Origin of the sequence: Blautia coccoides, from assembly GCF_034355335.1 — a bacterium.
Lineage (GTDB): Bacteria > Bacillota > Clostridia > Lachnospirales > Lachnospiraceae > Blautia > Blautia producta.
In genome coordinates this window covers 3,118,229-3,133,915 of sequence record NZ_CP136422.1, presented here as the reverse complement: position 1 = coordinate 3,133,915, position 15,687 = coordinate 3,118,229, and the positions used below count along the sequence as shown (strand labels likewise).

The 15,687-nt window shown below is 45.8% G+C and carries 19 protein-coding genes; 4 read left to right on the top strand and 15 right to left on the bottom strand.

Translation table 11 applies throughout. From position 1 onward, the window contains the following. Window positions 1-8: 8 nt before the first annotated feature. Complete coding sequence (locus BLCOC_RS13945) at window positions 9-827, bottom strand: dihydropteroate synthase (RefSeq protein ID WP_226827667.1); 819 nt, start codon at window positions 825-827, stop codon at window positions 9-11. A 226-nt stretch (window positions 828-1,053) separates the two neighbouring features. Here BLCOC_RS13945 and BLCOC_RS13940 point away from each other — a divergent pair, with 226 nt between their 5' ends. The 3 genes from BLCOC_RS13940 to BLCOC_RS13930 are packed head-to-tail and all read left to right on the top strand — an operon-like array spanning window position 1,054 to window position 3,100. Continuing rightward, complete coding sequence (locus tag BLCOC_RS13940) at window positions 1,054-1,704, top strand: cobalamin B12-binding domain-containing protein (RefSeq protein WP_165392515.1); 651 nt, start codon at window positions 1,054-1,056, stop codon at window positions 1,702-1,704. After that, complete coding sequence (locus BLCOC_RS13935; RefSeq protein ID WP_029469089.1) at window positions 1,688-2,401, top strand: GntR family transcriptional regulator; 714 nt, start codon at window positions 1,688-1,690, stop codon at window positions 2,399-2,401. The genes BLCOC_RS13940 and BLCOC_RS13935 overlap by 17 nt, the downstream gene beginning before the upstream one ends. A 36-nt stretch (window positions 2,402-2,437) precedes the next feature. After that, the gene (locus BLCOC_RS13930) at window positions 2,438-3,100 is read left to right on the top strand and encodes a DUF1638 domain-containing protein (protein WP_029469090.1); all 663 of its coding nucleotides are present in this window, start codon (window positions 2,438-2,440) and stop codon (window positions 3,098-3,100) included. Between the two features lie 75 nt (window positions 3,101-3,175). Here the strand turns inward: BLCOC_RS13930 and BLCOC_RS13925 are convergent, their stop codons facing one another. The 13 genes from BLCOC_RS13925 to BLCOC_RS13865 all read right to left on the bottom strand — a co-directional run bounded on the left by BLCOC_RS13925 (window position 3,176) and on the right by BLCOC_RS13865 (window position 14,496). Then, complete coding sequence (locus BLCOC_RS13925; protein WP_115622515.1) at window positions 3,176-3,667, bottom strand: hypothetical protein; 492 nt, start codon at window positions 3,665-3,667, stop codon at window positions 3,176-3,178. Between the two features lie 129 nt (window positions 3,668-3,796). Next, the gene (locus BLCOC_RS13920; protein WP_018593950.1) at window positions 3,797-5,044 is read right to left on the bottom strand and encodes a DUF3048 domain-containing protein; all 1,248 of its coding nucleotides are present in this window, start codon (window positions 5,042-5,044) and stop codon (window positions 3,797-3,799) included. A 17-nt stretch (window positions 5,045-5,061) separates the two neighbouring features. Beyond that, window positions 5,062-5,556 carry an rRNA maturation RNase YbeY gene (gene ybeY, locus BLCOC_RS13915; protein ID WP_018593951.1) on the bottom strand — a complete coding sequence of 165 codons (495 nt, stop codon included), beginning with the start codon at window positions 5,554-5,556 and terminating at the stop codon, window positions 5,062-5,064. Between the two features lie 240 nt (window positions 5,557-5,796). Continuing rightward, window positions 5,797-6,801, bottom strand: a complete 1,005-nt coding sequence (locus BLCOC_RS13910; protein WP_018593952.1) for a PhoH family protein — start codon at window positions 6,799-6,801, stop codon at window positions 5,797-5,799. A 496-nt stretch (window positions 6,802-7,297) separates the two neighbouring features. Beyond that, window positions 7,298-8,497, bottom strand: coding sequence for a hypothetical protein (locus BLCOC_RS13905; protein WP_115622514.1), 1,200 nt, complete (start codon window positions 8,495-8,497; stop codon window positions 7,298-7,300). Further along, window positions 8,481-9,188: an ATP-binding cassette domain-containing protein gene (locus BLCOC_RS13900; protein ID WP_018593954.1), complete on the bottom strand. Its 708-nt coding sequence runs from the start codon at window positions 9,186-9,188 to the stop codon at window positions 8,481-8,483. Before BLCOC_RS13900 ends, BLCOC_RS13905 begins: the two co-directional genes overlap by 17 nt. A 1-nt stretch (window position 9,189) precedes the next feature. Next, the gene (locus BLCOC_RS13895) at window positions 9,190-9,366 is read right to left on the bottom strand and encodes a hypothetical protein (protein WP_018593955.1); all 177 of its coding nucleotides are present in this window, start codon (window positions 9,364-9,366) and stop codon (window positions 9,190-9,192) included. 143 nt (window positions 9,367-9,509) lie between these two features. Continuing rightward, on the bottom strand, window positions 9,510-10,811 hold the full coding sequence (locus tag BLCOC_RS13890; protein ID WP_115622513.1) for an ATP-binding protein: 1,302 nt from the start codon (window positions 10,809-10,811) through the stop codon (window positions 9,510-9,512). Next, the gene (locus BLCOC_RS13885) at window positions 10,808-11,527 is read right to left on the bottom strand and encodes a LytR/AlgR family response regulator transcription factor (protein WP_115622512.1); all 720 of its coding nucleotides are present in this window, start codon (window positions 11,525-11,527) and stop codon (window positions 10,808-10,810) included. Before BLCOC_RS13885 ends, BLCOC_RS13890 begins: the two co-directional genes overlap by 4 nt. Before the next feature lie 92 nt (window positions 11,528-11,619). Continuing rightward, complete coding sequence (locus BLCOC_RS13880) at window positions 11,620-11,952, bottom strand: DUF5655 domain-containing protein (protein WP_242999087.1); 333 nt, start codon at window positions 11,950-11,952, stop codon at window positions 11,620-11,622. 13 nt (window positions 11,953-11,965) lie between these two features. Then, window positions 11,966-13,192: a metallophosphoesterase gene (locus tag BLCOC_RS13875; RefSeq protein WP_242998952.1), complete on the bottom strand. Its 1,227-nt coding sequence runs from the start codon at window positions 13,190-13,192 to the stop codon at window positions 11,966-11,968. Between the two features lie 11 nt (window positions 13,193-13,203). Beyond that, a complete protein-coding gene (locus BLCOC_RS13870) occupies window positions 13,204-13,920 on the bottom strand; it encodes a nitroreductase family protein (protein ID WP_115622510.1) in 717 nt (238 codons plus the stop codon). 48 nt (window positions 13,921-13,968) lie between these two features. Further along, a complete protein-coding gene (locus BLCOC_RS13865; protein ID WP_115622509.1) occupies window positions 13,969-14,496 on the bottom strand; it encodes a nitroreductase family protein in 528 nt (175 codons plus the stop codon). 172 nt (window positions 14,497-14,668) lie between these two features. Here BLCOC_RS13865 and BLCOC_RS13860 point away from each other — a divergent pair, with 172 nt between their 5' ends. Further along, window positions 14,669-15,283, top strand: a complete 615-nt coding sequence (locus BLCOC_RS13860) for a TetR/AcrR family transcriptional regulator (protein WP_115622508.1) — start codon at window positions 14,669-14,671, stop codon at window positions 15,281-15,283. Here the strand turns inward: BLCOC_RS13860 and BLCOC_RS13855 are convergent. Next, window positions 15,234-15,638 (bottom strand): ACT domain-containing protein, encoded by a 405-nt coding sequence (locus BLCOC_RS13855; RefSeq protein WP_018593963.1) that lies wholly within the window; start codon window positions 15,636-15,638, stop codon window positions 15,234-15,236. The two genes, BLCOC_RS13860 and BLCOC_RS13855, sit on opposite strands and share 50 nt — an antisense overlap. Window positions 15,639-15,687: the final 49 nt, after the last annotated feature.

Here is a 15,687-nt window from a genome sequence, read left to right as displayed (position 1 = left end):
TTATCCTCCTATTTTTGTTTTCCTATCAATCCTTTCCTGTAAGCTCTGTTATACTTTCTGCCTCCTTTGTCAATCATACACAGCGCTTCACAGGCATAAATAGTACTCATCATATCCACATTGCAGGGGTCCATGATAGCCGAGTCGAGTCCCGCCCGAATGGCATAAGCCATACAGTTTGCGTTTATGTACTTTCTGGCCGGCATTTCATAACTGATGTTTGAAATAGCACCCGTCACTTTTACCTCCGGGGCATATTCGTGGATCCCAACAATACACTGCTCAAAATCTTTCATAGAAGAGGGCATTGTGGACAATGCCATAACGCAGGGATCAATATGCAGATGATCCAAAGCAACTCCGTACTTCACTGCTTTATCAATGATTCGTTTGGCAATATCCAGCTTTTTATCCACCTGGGCAGGAATCCCCTCCTTATCGCAGGTTAATCCAAGAACGTTCCATTCAGTACCTGCGATCAGTGGGAAAATGGTCTCACATTTGTCGCCTTCTTCATTCACGGAATTTACCATCCCTGGCTTTTGCAAGAGGCCCTCCCCGATGATCCTTGCCAGCAGCTTTGCGTCGGGACTGTCGATACTGACTGGCGTATCTGTCGCTTCCTGGATCAGGCCGATCAGCCAGACCATGGCATCGTATTCCAGACTTGGCGCGGTACTCGGCGCGCAGTCAATGTAGTGGGCGCCTGCTCCGGTCTGGGCAATGGCTCTCTGGCGTATTAAATCTGCATTTTTTTTCGCTATTGCCTCCCTGACGCTTGGAATCGCTCCGTTAATCTTTTCACCTATGATTATCACTTCTACCATCCTCCTCTCTTGTTTTGTATGTATATCTTGTCTATACAAGAATTATAACCTAAAACGCCAATAAGTCAACCTCTTTTTGATTTTTTATCAAAAAAGACTTTAATTTATTTTATTTTTTGTTATAATTGTATAATAACTGCTATAACTCAGCCCGCTAATGGGCTGCAAATTGCTGTTATAAGGATGAAAGACTGCTTTGCAAATAAATATGCAGATGGAGATTAGTATGAATTACCAAGAAGAATTGATAAAATCTATGGCACAATTGGATGAAGAAAACGTTCTCAAGTATATACAACTGATGCTTACATCAGGTTTTTCCAGGGAGGCCATACGCAAATATCTTACGGAAGGCTCTGAAGAAGTGGGATATTATTTCGCAAATGGGGAATATTTTATCGCCGACCTGATCGTGTCGGGAATGATTTATCAACATGCTCTGTCTCTTTTGACTCCACCGTTGGAATCCGGAGACCCCAAGCCCATCGGAAGGGCTGTGATCGGTGTCGTGGAGGGCGATATCCACGATATTGGCAAGGATATTGTAGTCAGTCTGCTGCGCTCCGAACGTTTTGAAGTGATTGACCTTGGGATAGATGTAAGACCTCAGCGTTTTGTATATGCTCTGCGCAGCTATAATCCCGATATTGTTCTGCTCAGCGGCCTGCTTGCCTCCTCCTCTTTGTCTGTTGCAAGGACAATGAAAGAGCTGAATGCCGACCCATGCCGCAAAGAGACAAGAATTTTTATCGGCGGCCAATGCGCAAGCAGTCAGCTTTGTTCTCAGACTGGTGCGGATGGCTGGGCATATGATACCATCGTTACCATTGACTTTTGCAAGAAAGTGATAAAAGAACATCATGCCAAGAACAAGTAAGAAGAAACCACTTTACACAACAATCCACGGACAGCTTCGTTCTAAGATTTTCAATGGGTCTTTTCTCCCGGGAGAAATGCTGCCCTCCGAAAGCCAGCTCTGTATGGAATTTCAGGCTAGCAGAGAGACGGTTAGAAAGGGTTTAAAAGAACTTGAGTCCGAGGGCTTGATTTACTCCCGGGCAAAAATCGGTTACTTTGTCTGTACTCCCCGTCATAGCGATTTTACAGTGAATTTTACGGAATATATAGAGGGGTGTACTACACAGTACAAAAATATTCACGGGATTCTTCCGGACGAACGTGTCCAGAAGGCTCTGGATATCCAGCCCAATCAGGTGGTCATTGAATTTGAGCAGCTCACGATCAACCCGGAGGGGGTTATCATTGCCTACAGTAAGAAGTATCTTCCCTATGAGAAAGCGCATCCGTCAGTGGAAGGGGAGTTGAATTATGCTGTATTTCCGGAGATTACCATGCCAAAACTGGATACTTTTTCACTATATACAAGTATCCGCATTTCGGCTGTTGCAGCGGATGATACGCTGGCTGAAATTATGCAGTGCAGCACGGGTGAGCCACTGCTTCTTGTGGAGCGCTTTTTCATCCAGCAGGATGAACAACTGGCCGGCTATGCTTTGTTCTATGTAAAACAGCCGTACGGGCAGTTAAACGGAATGTCCGGGTACCGTCTTTAAACGGAACAACGGCCGTGAATAGGAAAAGGAGAATGTATGAGCAGAATGATTGTTGCCTGTAAAACACTGAAAAATGAATTGAACACAGCTATGGCCGTCTGCGGATGTTCCTATGAGATCCGGTGGATTGAATCAGGCCTCCATAATTTCCCTAAAAAACTGCATAACACCCTTCAGGATATCCTGGACCAGTGCGTCGGCTGTGATGAGGTCCTTCTTGTAATGGGAGTCTGCGGAAATTCTGTTGTGGGAATCCGAACACATGGTTTTAAACTGGTTATACCCCGCATTGATGACTGTATTTCACTCCTTCTGGGTTCCGTCACCCAGCGAAGGCACAGCTCTGTCAGCGGCAGCACCTATTTTATGACAGAGGGATGGCTTGAAGGTGAACGCAATATCTGGAAAGAGTACGAGTATACAGTCAATAAATATGGGGCGGAACTGGGCCAGGAAATATTTGATACTATGTTTCAGAATTACCGAAACCTAGCGCTTATAGATACCGGTTGTTATGATATGAAAAAGGCCATTGCCGAGACACAGGAGATAGCCAAAAAACTGAATCTTACTTATATTCAGATACCGGGTACCATAGACTATCTGATAGAACTGCTGTCTCTTGAATGGGATCCTGAGAGATTTATCATTGTTGAGCCTCATTCCTCTTTGGAAATGTCCCAATGTACTTGTCAGTAGAAAAAAACAGGAAAGGACGCCCAGATTACCCTCTGAAGAGAGTATCAGGACGTCCTTATTATTATTTACCGATCTTTAGCTGGAATAATTCTCAAGAAAACTATAAAGCTCATCTGTTCCTACAATCTCCTTGCCTCCCAGGACTTCAGCCTGTTCTTCGCTGGGCAGTGCCTCAAGGGGGATATCCGTGTATTCAAAGACTTCCTTCCCGTCCTCCAGATAGACAACAAGACTGCCGTTTTCCATACGAACACAGTAGTGTGTCTCCTTGTCTGAAGCGGTTACGTCTCCCAGTTCCTTCCTAAGCACCACCTGATCATCCGCATAGGAGGACACCCGGTAGCGTTCCTTGACCAGTTTCCCTGTCTCGGAATTAAAGGACTCAAAGACATAGTCACTGTCCCTGGAAAAGGGGTTTGCGGAAACCTGTTTTCCCATCAATGCGCTCTCCTGCTCCAGACGGTTCATCCGGTCCCTCAATGAGGAAAGCTGATAACTCAGGAAAAACCCGCAGCTTAGAAAAAAAATGGCAAAGACAAAGCCGATACTATAAAAAATTCTTTTCATGAAAGAATCACTCCTTTATTCATATAAACTATCTATGAATATTAGTATCGGCCTTTTTTTCCACTTTATTCAGTTATTCCCTGCAATTTCAAAACTCTGTAAAACTTTCTCTATAGAACCTGTTTTTCTCTATTGAACTGACGTATCCGCCGCACCGGAATCTTCCGTTATCTCTCCCGATGCTTCCGCTTGTTGGACGGCTTCCGGATTTTCTGCTGCGTCCGGGTTTTCCGATGCTTCAGGAGCAGCTGGTTCCGGTCCTGCGATCTCCACCTGATCCGCATTGGTATCCTGAATGATGCAGATCCAGGTTTTTCCGGGGTTCAGGGTGATCTCATTGCCGTTTGCGTCATAGTAGTGGGTTGGCTCCCATTCGGAATCTTTTTTCCAGGTAATGTCAATGGCCTGGCCCTCTGTAATATATTTTCCGCTGCCTCCGGCCATAACATTGATATTCAGATAACCGTTTTCATCATAATTTTCCCACGGGCAATACTGGAGAATTACATTTTTATAGGCCAGCTGGCCGCCGGTCAGCTCGTCGATCTGGGGCGCTCCGTACTGGGAGCGGTAATAGAGCTTATCCTCCGCATTATAGTCAAACCAGGGATCATTTACTGAATAGTGGGGCTTTATCAGTGTTGCCGGTGTTCCGCCTGCGGGAGCTGCCTCTTTGCCCACCCACGCAAACTGGAAATGACCTTTGTAATCAGCAGAATACTCCTGGCTGTAGCCATTGATTTCCATACCTTTCTGCAGTCCCGCAAAGCTGGTGTATGCATTGTGAGGTGCCACGCGGTCTGTGGTGCGGTAGTAAACTTCTGCGCCGTAGCCTGAAAGTCCGCTCAGATTGTTGACTTCCGGAAGTTCCAGATAAGGAAGGGCGTAAGCAGCCTGCCCGAAATGGGCATAGATAGCTTCAAATTCCATTGCGTAGAAAATATAATAATCCCTGCAGCTTCTTACGGAACCGATTTTCTCCAGATTGTCGTAATCCTCGAAAATGCCCATAAGCCTTGTTATGCCTCCCTCCACCGGGGCTTCATACACCACGCCGGCATTGGCGATCCCCGCCTGGGGAACAGCCGCCTGAATATTGTTCAGCATAACAGCCACAGGTCTTCTCTGGCCTATGGCGGGACTGACATACTCACCTGTAAGATAGCTTTTCATCATACCCTCGGGAATCTGTTCTGTCTCAGGCTCTTTGGGCTGCAGTACAATTTCCTTAACCTCTTCTTTTTCCTCAGGTTCCTTAACAGTCTCCTGTGGAATCTCTTTTTTCTCAGCTTCTTTCTTTTTCCCGCATCCTGCAAGCAGTGTGGATGCACAAACAGCTCCAACCAGCAGCCATGTGAGATATTTTTTTGTTCTCATAACATTCCTCCAAATTCTTATCTGCGGATTCCCAGCCCCTCAAGGATGGCTTCCTGTTTTGTTTCCATGACAGCAGCCTCTTCTTCTGACATATGGTCATACCCCATCAGATGCAGCATACTGTGGGCAACCAGAAATGCAAACTCACGCACAGACCCGTGTCCAAACTGTTTGGCCTGTTCCAGCATTCTGGGTACCGCGATCATGATATCCCCTAAAATCAGCTCCCCTGTTTCAGGATGGAAGGCGTCCCCGGATTCCTCCGCAAAGGAAAAATCTCCGGGTGTATCATAATCCAGCATAGGGAAAGACAGCACATCTGTCACTCGGTCTATCTCCCGAAATTCCCGGTTTGTCCTTTGAATGTCCTCATCCGTTGTGAGGACCAGGCTCACCTCAGCCTCATATGGGCAGTTCTCGGAATCCAGAGCTGCTTCCACAACCTGCCGGGCAATGGTTTCATAGTCAAACTCCACATCACCGGGATATTCCTTGTCAATATTCAGTGTCATACAATTTCCTCCCCATTATTCTCATTTGTGTAAATTTTCGGTACACGCGCAGTAGCTTTATTCTATTTTTTGACAATCTTAAACCAGTTTATTATACACCTTTTGCGGCTGCTCTGTAAAGCCGCATTTCGTCCGCATAAATCGCTTCCCGGGATAAGGAACAGTGCTCCTCCCAGTACAGCGGCCTGTGCGCTGTGATCCCTTGGAGATGAAAAAAAGTCCGGCAGACCGGACTTTTTTCTATCTTCTCTTTAACTTTGACTGCCTTGGCGCCTGACTCGGCCGCTTATCCGCCTCCGCCTTTTCAAAGGCTTTGACAATATCTTTCACGATCCTGTTCCTTACAACATCCCGGTTGGTCAGTCTTAAGGCAGCGATGCCGTCAATGGAACCCAGAATCTGAGCACATTTTTCAAGCCCTGAGTCCTGGGCATGGGGCAGATCGATCTGGGTCACATCCCCGGTCAAGACCATTTTTGAACCTTCTCCTAATCTGGTCAGCGCCATCTTAAGGGTTGCAAGACTGGCATTTTGACTTTCGTCGATTATGACCCGCGCCCTGTTCAGGGTACGGCCGCGCATATAAGCCAGTGGAGCAATTTCGATATCACCCCGTTCACGGTACTTATCAGCTCTCTCTGCGCCCAGAAGATCATGAAGCGCGTCATATAAAGGCCGCAGATAGGGATCCACTTTCTGAGCCAGGTCTCCCGGCAGGAATCCAAGCCGTTCTTCTCCCGCTTCGATCGCCGGACGACTCATAATGATACGTTCGATCTTGCCCTCTTTCAGTTCCTTTACAGCCTGTGCGACTGCCAAAAATGTCTTGCCGGTTCCGGCAGGCCCGATGCAGATAGTCACCACATTGTCCTGCAGCGCTTTTACATAGTTTTTCTGGCCAAAGGTTTTACACCGGATCGGGACGCCCTTGTTCGTCAGAGCCACAATATTGTCCATGGCTTTAAAGGTGCTGTCCAAATCTCCGTCTTTTGCCTCTTCAAGTATTCTGTAAACAATATCCATGTTCAGGGCTTCCCCGCGGCTGTGAAGTTCCATCAGTGAATTGACTACATTGGCAGCCACGTTCACATTCTCTTCTCCCTTGATCTCCACCTTTGAATCACGTAACCCTATAGAAACAGACAGGGCCTTTTCAATATTCCTGATGTACTCGTCCTGCGTTCCGAAAACGGCCTGTTGCTGGTCCATGGTGTCAAAATCTATCTGTTCTGTATGCAAATACATTCTACCTCGCTTTCCTGTTCGGATATAAAATCTTAAAGCAATGGTTCCGTACAACCCGGTCACAAGCAAAATGTCATCTGAGACTGCCCTTGGGGACGGGCGTTTTTCCTGGCTGCGAACGGTCTTTCAGTCAGTGCAGTAACCGGGCTGTCCTGCTGGAACCATTACATCTTAAATCTCATTATAATAAAAAAAAGCTGCTATTTCAAGTGCTGTATTTCTTCATGTTTGCCATTTGTGTTTACAGTTTCACATGTTTTCTATTATTGTACAAAAAACTACATTTTTAGCAGTCTGGAAAACAGGAATAGTTTTTTCTATAAATATTTTGCTTTATTGTTTGCAGAGGAATTGCTATTTATCCTTTTTTGGCCCTAGTACATCGTTCATTAAATAACTACCCTATTCACTGGCCTAATTTTCCGATAGTGCAGTTATTTAATTTACGATGTACTAGATTTTAATGAAGTATACCAGATAGAAAGCAGAGATGTGATCAATTCATAAGTAAAACTGCTATTTCAGCGGCAAGCAAAATCATCAAAGCAGGTATGACCGCCGGTACTGTGCCCACAACTCCGGCAAGCAAAAGCATAGCCGCAGGAACGATGTACTTTCTCGGATGATGCCATAGATCACTTTCGATTTTCCAGCCCCGGATGGGATAAAACCATTCCAGCAAAACAGAAAACACAGCACTTTGCAGTGAAAAGAAAACAGCAGTCGCTGCTGTCACACCGGTAACACCGCCGGCCTGTATCTGCAGGCTGCAGAGAAAGATCATATCCGCAGTCAGGCTGCACAGAAAAAGAAACAGGCAGTATGGTACACAAAATGCTTTCTTCTGGCCCGGCAGGAAGCGGACGGCTTGCTCCAGTGAAGTGTCACAGGACAGCAAAATACAGACAGGCGTATTCAGAGACAGAATAGCAAAGCAAATAGGGACAAAGAACATGTTTTCCATCTTTCCAAAAAAGACAGGCAGCACACAGGCAACACACCACATGACTGCCGTATTTATCAGGAAATTTTTGTGGTCTTTCAGGTACCGAAAGAGATAACGCCGGACAGAATAATGCCTGTGGCTTTTTAGTGTTCGGCCGCGCACGCTCTCCCTAAGACAGAAGGAATATCCGTCCGCGGTTAGTAAAAGCAGAAATGCAGAGATACTATAAGCAGCCATAATGGGAAAAAAGCTGGGTTTCTCCCATCCAAAAAAAACAACGGCAGTGAATGCGGCTGCCCAAAGGACACCCATATACCAATATCTTCTCAATGGAAAAATACCCGCAGTCATAAGAACTGCATTGACGGCACAAAGGATAATTCCCATAAGCTTTGCCGCATTCCAAACCGTCACAGCCAGTAAAACTGCCAGAAGCACTGCTGTCTTCGTCAAAAGGGTATAGGTACCCAGAGCAGTTATATACGAAAAGACAAATGCCTTTCTATCAAAAGGAACCATAAGCATATTCTGCATATAAGCCGTGTTATCGTGAGAACAGAGAGCCTGCCACATGACACCGGCAGTAAAGGCAAAAACTGTTAAATACAAAATAACTGGTGCAATCTGTATCCTGAAACCGGAAATTCTTAATCCTGAAAAGACGATCATACAGATGAGAAGTGTCTTTATCAGTCTTTCATATTTCGCACCGAATAATTTTTTCGCAAACGCCTTAAACATCATATTCATAACGCAGGGCCTCCCGAATGTCAGCGGCATTGATCTCACCGCCCTTGAAAATATTCCGTACTGCTCCATCTTCCAAAACAAGAACCTTGTCAGAGGTCAGAGTGATACTTTCCAGAATGTGAGAAGAAAACAGGACCGTGCCGTACTCCTTATAACAGGCCATTTGCCGGTACAGATATTCTGTACTCTGAAAGTCCAGTCCATTAACCGGTTCATCCAACAAAAGCAGTTCCGGCTTTAACGCAAAGGCAGTGATCAGAAATACCTTCTTTCGGCTGCCCGCTGAAAGGTCTTTCAACAGAACATTAGTGAATTCTTCAAAGTGAAACCCGTGCACGAGTTGGGATACATCTGGCAGTGTTTTTCCATAAGCCGCAAAGACATAGGTCAGATACTCCTGAAATGTGAAATACTGAAAGGAATTGTCCTCAGAAAATACAGTATAACGGCAGGTCTTAAAATCCTTGTCACGAAGTTTTGCGGGATGACCCAAAAACCGGATACTATCCGCCCGGAAGGTTGGGATCAGACCGGATAATGTTTTTAAGAATGTGGTTTTTCCCGCCCCATTCAGCCCGATCAATCCCACCACTTCATGGCTGTCCAGTTCTATATCAAAATGAGACAATACCATTTTTTTGTTGTCGTACCAGACATCTAAATTTTTGACTGACAAAAGAGGAGTTTTCATGTTATCTGCCCCCTTTGTCTTCCTTATCTTTTTTCCCTGTGGTATAAGCAGAATACAGGAAAATGCCCCCTAAAAGCAGATAAAGCCCTGCCATTTCAAGACTGCCGGATACCCCGCTTATGATCGCCGCTGCTATCCAGATCACACCTAAAGTCCAACGGATATATATGTGTCGCATGATCATTTCCTCCTTATATGATTATTTATTGTGTCTATATCATAGCTGAAAAAGAAGGTGTCTGCGAAAATGTCCGTATTCGGCAGGTTTTTGTCCATGAAAAAGCTGCAGGGCGTGTAAACGCTTTGCAGCTTAAAGTATATTTATTCTTTTGGCGTTACACCGTGGTAAGATAACGTGGCAACTGCCCGGAATGTACTGTCTGTATAGGAGGTCTGTACCGTGCCCTCATATTTCTCCGCGGCAGTCTGTGCGCTTTTCAGACCCCAGCCATGCAGTTCCCTGTCCTTTTTGGTTGTCTTCAGGGAACCATCTTCTTTTTTGGGCAGAACCGCAAAACTGTTTTCAACTTTTATGACCAGCATCTGATTGATGCGGCGAATGGTAAGCCGGATGAAGCGGTGTTTTGGATCCGCTACTTTCCGGGAGGCTTCCAGGGCATTATCCAGCAGATTTCCCAAAATCGCGCACAGATCAGCACTTTTTATATTGGTATGACGGGGAAACTCAACCTGCACCTGTAAGGGTACGCCGCTTACTTTGGCCGCAAGCGCTTTGCTGTTGATCAGATAGTCTGCGGTTTCATCCCCTGTCCATACGGCATCTGCCATCTCCTGCACCGGTGATTGTAATTCATCCAGATACTGCACTGCTTCTTCTGTTTTTTTATGAGAGAGAAGCTGACGGAGCACACCGATATGATTATGAAAATCATGAAACAGCTTCGCGTTGGCGGCATAGGCATTGTTCAGCGCAGTATAATCATGTTCAAGTAATTCGGCCTGTTGGGATTTTAACCGGGCAAGCTCCTTTTCTGCCTCGTAATGCCGGTTTATGTTAAATACCAGAACAGACATCATAAGTACAGACGCCAAGATCGTCCACATATACAGGGTATCATCTGCAATAGAAAGTACCGACTGTTCAGATAAAGTTATGACTGCAAGAAATCCCGCCAGGACGATCACAGAGGTACGTCGAAAAGCCTCTTTTTCTGTCATATCACGATGCCCGGAAAGATAAATTTCCAAAACGATCAGCAGTCCATGCAGCAGCCACACTGCGGTCTGACCCTCTCCTGTTCTATAGTCAAGATAAGCCGGGGAGGAAAACAGCACGCCCAGCCATGCAGCAAAGAGAAACTGCCAGAACCAGACTGCGATTTCATAAAAAGTCCCCACAAACAGACTCATCCTGATATCTACCTTCTGCAGGCGGCCGGCGCAGAACGCGATCCAGACAGCCTCCAATGCCCCGCGGTAAAAATCAGGAAAACCTGTCACGAATGCCAGGATACATATGACAGTCACGCCCGCCAGTGCTGCTGCCGTACTTTTTTTCCCGGGCTTTTCCACAGATAAGAGCCGGAAAATAAGAAACAGACAGACATGAACACGAATGATCCCGGCGGCAATATTTGAGAGTAAAAAAAGCCAATCAGTCATATATGCATCCCCCAATATCCGTTGATCTGCTCTTTGACCTTCTGCAGATGAGAACGGCTTATGGGAAGCGACACATCATTTTTCAGAACAGCCATACCGTCCTTGATCTGCATAATATGTATCATGTTCACAATACAGCCCCGGTCAATATAGATAAACTCTTCTGTTCCCAATTCCTCATAAACCTGCTGCAGACTTTTACGTACCTTGGATATTCCTCCGGCGGTAATAATGCCAGCATTTTTTCCATCACGCTCGATATAATAAATCTCCCTGCAGGGTATCTTTTCAAGACGGCTGTTTGTCCGGATGGTATAAGTTTTTCCCTCTTCCAGCTCGATCAGCTTTACTGCGTCCCGTATGGCGGATGGGAGACGTTTTTCTATTTCATTTTTCGGAACATATCGGAAAATAGAAAGTTCAAAAGCATCTATGGCATATTCAATGTGGGAAGTAATAAAGATTATCTTTACGTTTGGCAGAAACGGCTTGATTTTTTCTGCTGTCTCCATTCCCGTACTCCCCGGCATTTCAATATCCAGCAGGATCAGATCAAAGAAAAAGCTGTCCTCAGTAATATCATAAAGCAGATTGTCGCTGGAAGTATAAGCGGCAATTTCTCCAATACTGCCATACTGCCTCAGACAGTCCTCCACAATTCCCTTATGGATCTGCACGGCGTCTTTATCATCGTCACAAACTGCTATGCGCAGCATAAGATCACCTCACTCATGAGATGTATTTTACTACTTTTTTTAAGAAGTTACAATCTAAAAGACCGCTTCACTGCCGGAAACGCCTATGGGAGCTACTTGCCTGCAGCAAAGACAGCAGCTTCTTTTACCCATCCCATAAGCTCCTCGTCTATTTCTTCCATTCCTTGAACAAGAACATGATGGGTCCAGCGGTTAGGATATGGCTCAACTGCAGCATCAATCCGCGGTGACTCCATACGATATCCGAGACCAAACGTTATGACCAGATAAATTTCCGGTCTGTCTTTTGCTTTCCGAACCGGTATAAATGATACAAAAGCAAAGTTATGCCTGTTAGAAAAGGCAATCTGCGTCTTCTGGACCTTGATACTGACAGAACTGATCTCTGAAAGGACCTTATGTTCAAATGCTTCATATAATGGCAGGGCCTCTGGTTTTTTAGACAGTTCCCTTTTCAGCAGCCGGAAAGGTTATCCGGATCACTGCGACTTCATTGTCTGTTCCTACCCGCATAGGCGGCCCCCAGGTTCCCGCACCGGAAGTCACCACAGCCTGGGGACTCTCCGCGTTTTTCCGGTAATATCCGTAATTCACATCCATGGAAACCTCATTGATCAGGTTGCCGGGGAAAAACTGTCCCCGGTGGGTATGTCCGCACAAGATCAAATCCGTACTTTTATGATACTCACCAATATTTTCCGGCTTATGATCCAGTACAACCCTGGGCAGTTCCTCTGTTTTTGCGGAAGCTTCCAATACTGTCCGTTTGCTGCCCTGATTCCCTATCGGACCGGAATCTTTTCTGCCTGCCAGAATTATCCGATCATCGATCAGCACCTCCTCATCCTGTAACAGATAAATCCCGGCCTTGTCCAAAAAATCCAGCATTTCCTCATATCCTGCTCCTGCATCATGATTTCCAAGACAGGCATACACCCCATAGGGCGCTTTGATCTCACGAAACAGTTCCTGTAGTACCGAAGGATTCTTAAGTGCTGTGATATCACCGTCAAAGATATCCCCTGCAATGCAGACAAGATCCGGTTCGGCTGCATTGATTGCCGCAACGATTTTTTCTACATGCTTTTCCTCGATCACGTAGCCCATATGGATATCGCTGATCAGGGCAATCTTCATGGAATCCGAGGCCCTTTTATCTGCCTGCAGCTCAATGTCATAATGTTGAGTTTTGATCACAGATGCATGGATCCCTCCGTAAAGGGTCAATACCGCAGACAAGCCTAAAGCTGCCGCTCCTGCAGTGACAGACACCCCTTGAGACAGAGGCACTGGAAGCAGACGGCACAGTTTAAGCAGGAATAAAATAAAGTCTGCAGAATTGACAAATATCACCACATAGACAGCCGCTCCCAAAGCGTAATGATCCACAAGAAAAAACACTCTGGGTATGGGGCTGTCCGGTATGCGGCTGAGTACAAAAAACACCAGGACGGCCGTCATGATCATTCCATATATAGCACCAAACACCAGTGGACTGGCACCTGCAAAAAGCGGCCGAAACCAAAGAAAGAGCTTTCGGCCCGTGTTTACGATCAAACCGATGACTGCTCCTAAGAGAATAAGTATCATAATAATCTGCATCACGTGTCTCTCCTCATATCTGTTCTGGTTGTTCCACAGGCTGTCTTCAGACTGTTTCTCCATGAAGTTCATCTCTATTGTACCGTTCCCACATAGACAAATCCCGACGGAGGTGTGGGTGCTCCCTCTTGGTTCACAGCAAACCGGAAGGGCCTGCCCTCATGTTCACCGGCCATTGCCAAATGACAGAGTGCGATTCCCACATCCAAATCGGTGAGGCTGTACATTTTGCTTAAAAGGCCTCCCAGGTTTTTCTTACAGTAAGTGTGTATCTTCCCGCCGTCTGCTATAAAATACCATGGCTGGCCGTTCATCCCGGATGGCGCCAGTCTTGCCGCTTCAAGGCGCGAGTCATTTCCTCTCGAAATTTCGCTGAGCGGCCTGCGTTTAAAATCATCGTGTTTCCTAACCGCCGGTTCTGCGGGCTTGCCGAAGGCCATTCCGATAATATGGCTTGCATCTGGTTCCTTAGGCTTTACACCGGCCAGCCAACGTGTGGCAAAACCCTGTGCGTATAACCACAGCTCTGCATGTTGGTACAGAAATCCCGCCGCCGTATTACGCAGCGGATGCTCTTCACCGGAAATTAGCAAATAGTGGGGAGCTTTCGGCAGAGCCATGCCCTTGACCTCGTTACCGCTCACGATCCGGTGCTTTACTTTTATGCCGGGAATCAGCGGCTTTACTTTTGAAAGAAAATCCTCCAATTGTAAAAGCGTGTCAGCAGGAAGCGGTGAAGAATCGAATCTGCGCGTGGATGCGCGGGTAAATATAGGTGAGTACAGATCCATAGTGAATCCCCTTTCACGTGCTGCTCCAGTTCACAAAAGGATTTATGATCACGGAGCGTAATTGACAGAGAGTGTAATACCCAGCTCTTTTTCACTGGAGCTTCGTTCTACCGCATATCCCAGGCCCGCAGCGGAGATCGGTGTAAATCCTTTTGGTACGCCCAGCTCTTTTTGTAGTTCGGGGATTTGTGCAAGTACATTCACCGCACCCCAGAGATAGATACTGTCCACCTCCAAATCCGCAGCCGCCAGTAACATATTTTCCATAACACATCCCACATTCGCATACTGGACATTTGGAAACTTGGGTTCGGATGATGACACCAAAACAAGAACGGGTACGCCATACAGAACATCACGTTCCACTTTGAGCACTGCCTGCACCGCTTTACTGATCTTATCAAGTGTTTCCCTGTTTTGGATAACAGTGAGATGAAGAGAGGCATAATCCCCGGCTCCCACGGGCGCCGCACAGCCTGCTGCCAGAATTGCATTAAGTGTTGACTCTGCGACTTTTTTCTCGGGGTCAAAAGCTCTGGTTGATTTTCTTTTTGCAATAGCTTTCATAGTTTCCATAGAAATTCTCCTTTGACTAATTATTTGATCATGGCAGAATGTGGTACGGGCCATCAGCACCTTCTTGTCTTTTTCCAACACCTGTCGTATAATTTGCATTATACTCATCCCGGTCAAAAATACAACCAACACTTTGGGGATATCTGTCGTAAAAATAAAAGGGGGGATTATCATGTCAAAACTATCGCCAACAGCCAGCGCCACAAGAGAAGTCTTTATTGATACCTTTTGTGAATTATACAGGACGAAACCCGTAGAAAAGATCACGGTATCAGAAATCACCCGCAAAGCGGGTTATAACCGGGCGACATTCTATGATTATTTCTTAGACGTGTACGATCTGTTGGAGCAGATAGAGGAAGAATTGATCAACCATATTGGAGAAAAGATCACTAATACTATTTCCAACGGAAACTTTGCCAATATATTTTTGGAAGCATTCGATGATATGCAGAAAAATGCAGAAAAGTATTTCATCGTATTATTGACAGGCGAGCACTCCTCTAAGTTTTCCGATAAACTAAAAAAGTCCATCATGCCTGTCATTATATCTGCGTTTCGCATACCAACCGACGATCTCAAAGCTGTGTATGCCCTTGATTTTTATCTATCGGGAATCATATCTGTTGTAAGCGAATGGCAGAAAAATGACAAGGAATTGAGTACAGATGAACTGGGGTCACTGGTGCATACACTCCTTACGGAAGGCGTATTAAAGGCCATCGGTCAAAAAGAGATCACACAACACAATGCCCTTTGGCCTGCAGACAGTTTTTCACCTCATTGATGCAGTCCACATGGAGGATCATGATCGGCATTCCTGAACTGCGGTTAAAAGACAGATAGAGATAATCCACATTGATATTACTCTCCAAAAGTGAGACTAAAAGCTTGTCCAGGGCACCCGGATCGTCAGTCAGCTCCACACCCAGGACGTCCGTGTCGCGGCAGATAAAGCCTTCTTTTGAAAGAGCTTCAAGTGCTCTTTCCGGGTCAGACACTACCATTCGGATGATGCCGTATTCGGCACTGTCGTTTGTGACTGATCCCATAATGTTAATATTTTCCCGTGCCAGGATACTTGTGATAGACTGCAGCATCCCTTTCTTGTTTTCTGCGAATATAGATATTTGTTTAAGCATGTACTTCCCTCCTGAAAGTGATAAAAATCATAAGTAAAATCTAAGACAA

What these genes read in the sequence shown, in the direction of transcription:
- BLCOC_RS13945 (WP_226827667.1), bottom strand. Translation starts at nt 827, where the DNA reads ATGGTAGAAGTGATAATCATAGGTGAAAAGATTAACGGAGCGATTCCA.
- BLCOC_RS13940 (WP_165392515.1), top strand. Translation starts at nt 1,054, where the DNA reads ATGAATTACCAAGAAGAATTGATAAAATCTATGGCACAATTGGATGAA.
- BLCOC_RS13935 (WP_029469089.1), top strand. Translation starts at nt 1,688, where the DNA reads ATGCCAAGAACAAGTAAGAAGAAACCACTTTACACAACAATCCACGGA.
- BLCOC_RS13930 (WP_029469090.1), top strand. Translation starts at nt 2,438, where the DNA reads ATGAGCAGAATGATTGTTGCCTGTAAAACACTGAAAAATGAATTGAAC.
- BLCOC_RS13925 (WP_115622515.1), bottom strand. Translation starts at nt 3,667, where the DNA reads ATGAAAAGAATTTTTTATAGTATCGGCTTTGTCTTTGCCATTTTTTTT.
- BLCOC_RS13920 (WP_018593950.1), bottom strand. Translation starts at nt 5,044, where the DNA reads ATGAGAACAAAAAAATATCTCACATGGCTGCTGGTTGGAGCTGTTTGT.
- ybeY (WP_018593951.1), bottom strand. Translation starts at nt 5,556, where the DNA reads ATGACACTGAATATTGACAAGGAATATCCCGGTGATGTGGAGTTTGAC.
- BLCOC_RS13910 (WP_018593952.1), bottom strand. Translation starts at nt 6,801, where the DNA reads ATGTATTTGCATACAGAACAGATAGATTTTGACACCATGGACCAGCAA.
- BLCOC_RS13905 (WP_115622514.1), bottom strand. Translation starts at nt 8,497, where the DNA reads ATGAATATGATGTTTAAGGCGTTTGCGAAAAAATTATTCGGTGCGAAA.
- BLCOC_RS13900 (WP_018593954.1), bottom strand. Translation starts at nt 9,188, where the DNA reads ATGAAAACTCCTCTTTTGTCAGTCAAAAATTTAGATGTCTGGTACGAC.
- BLCOC_RS13895 (WP_018593955.1), bottom strand. Translation starts at nt 9,366, where the DNA reads ATGCGACACATATATATCCGTTGGACTTTAGGTGTGATCTGGATAGCA.
- BLCOC_RS13890 (WP_115622513.1), bottom strand. Translation starts at nt 10,811, where the DNA reads ATGACTGATTGGCTTTTTTTACTCTCAAATATTGCCGCCGGGATCATT.
- BLCOC_RS13885 (WP_115622512.1), bottom strand. Translation starts at nt 11,527, where the DNA reads ATGCTGCGCATAGCAGTTTGTGACGATGATAAAGACGCCGTGCAGATC.
- BLCOC_RS13875 (WP_242998952.1), bottom strand. Translation starts at nt 13,192, where the DNA reads ATGGAGAAACAGTCTGAAGACAGCCTGTGGAACAACCAGAACAGATAT.
- BLCOC_RS13870 (WP_115622510.1), bottom strand. Translation starts at nt 13,920, where the DNA reads ATGGATCTGTACTCACCTATATTTACCCGCGCATCCACGCGCAGATTC.
- BLCOC_RS13865 (WP_115622509.1), bottom strand. Translation starts at nt 14,496, where the DNA reads ATGGAAACTATGAAAGCTATTGCAAAAAGAAAATCAACCAGAGCTTTT.
- BLCOC_RS13860 (WP_115622508.1), top strand. Translation starts at nt 14,669, where the DNA reads ATGTCAAAACTATCGCCAACAGCCAGCGCCACAAGAGAAGTCTTTATT.
- BLCOC_RS13855 (WP_018593963.1), bottom strand. Translation starts at nt 15,638, where the DNA reads ATGCTTAAACAAATATCTATATTCGCAGAAAACAAGAAAGGGATGCTG.